Genomic DNA, 1,453 nt, shown 5'->3' with positions numbered 1-1,453 from the left:
TATTGCTGGAGTAGTTCCGGTTGGTCCCGAAGCAGTGCCTTGGTATCCAGGCCGGTGGAGTCCTTGCTGCGCTTCCAGGTCACAGAGCCCTCGGTGAGGGTGGCCTTGCTGGCTAGCCCCATGGTTTGCTGGATGCGTTGCTTGAGGGTGGATTCCCGCGCGGTCAGTCGGCCCAGGGTGTCACGCAGATCCAGCAGCTCATTGAAGTCGCCTTCCATGGCCGGGTTATCCGTGAGATCCACAGTTTCCCCTTTGTCCTGAGGGTAGAGTGCTTGCAGGGCGTTCCCGGCAGAGTCGGAGCCATCCGGGTCCGGTGGGGTGTCCGCTTCAACCAGTTGCCAGAACTCTCGCTCCAGCTCGTACAGGTGCGCGATCAGCGCCTCATCCCGCTCGATGCGATGAATCTGCAACTCCTGCCCACAGATAAGCACGGCCACATCGGCAGCCTGCTTGCCGGTAACCGCCAGCTGATGCTGCACCTGACACTGGATGTACTCGGGAACCCCGTCNGCCCAGAGCTTGGCCCCGTATTGTCCCGTGGTCTTGCATTCGAGTATCTGCACATCGTTATTACCGACGACAGCGTAATCCAGGTTGGCGAGCATCCAGGGCTTGTCGTCATCGGGGTGCTGCAGCACGGCATTGACGCGCCGAACCTTGTTGCCGGTGATCTTGGCGTAAGCCTCGGCCACCTTCGGCTCCAGCAGGGTGCCCCAGTACAGGGGGGATTGAATGTCATCGGGATCAGGGGCGGGTAGCAGACCATCCCGTCCGGTCTTGATCATCCACAGTTCCAGAGGGGACTGGTACGGGCTGATACCTACCGCCGCAGCGGCATCACTGGCACCGATCCCCTGCTTGCGGATCTTCAGCCAGTCTTCGCGGTTCATGCGTTTGGTGGACACCAGGCGCAGGGCAGGGCGCTGGCCGGGTGAGGTACTTTTCGGTTGTGCCATAAGATGGCTCCAGATAAAGAAAAGCCCCGGCACAGTGGCCGGGGCTGGGGGTAAGGAATGAGAGGTGAATGTGAGTGATGTCTAAATGACATCATGCGGCGCGCCCTGACGACGAGGGCGACTCATCGCCCATCTCGAAGAAGTCATTCACCAGCGCTTCGATATAACGCTCAGCCTGCTTGTTGCTGGGCAGCTGCCCGGTAGTGAGCAGTTGCTCACCCAGCCACTCGCCTAGCTCGCTGACCACTTCGTACTCGAAGATGCCGGGGCGGCCACGGGGCTGATACCAGATGTGGGAGACCGTTTGCCAGAGCGGGTCCAGGTATTCACAGGACGCGATGATCAGCTCGATACAGCCACTGTCCCAGGCTTCCAGTATCCGGCGGGGCCGGCGAGGATCGCCGGGGTGGCACATCAGGCCTTCATGCAGGAACGCGCCCCACACCGCTGATAATTCAGCAGGCATAGGGCGGCAGTCCCATACCGCCAACAGGCGG

The 1,453-nt window shown here is 61.2% G+C and carries 2 protein-coding genes; both read right to left on the bottom strand.

Annotation, left to right across the window (positions count from 1 at the left end):
* The coding region (locus tag A3730_RS08870; protein WP_063537947.1) for a YqaJ viral recombinase family protein at window positions 1-956 on the bottom strand (956 nt) is incomplete at its 3' end.
* A gap of 91 nt (window positions 957-1,047) precedes the next feature.
* Window positions 1,048-1,453, bottom strand: a 406-nt coding sequence (locus A3730_RS08865; RefSeq protein ID WP_063537945.1) for a hypothetical protein, incomplete at its 5' end; no start/stop codon positions are given.

Source organism: Alcanivorax sp. HI0044, assembly GCF_001634945.1.
This window is presented reverse-complemented; position numbering and strand designations above follow the sequence as displayed.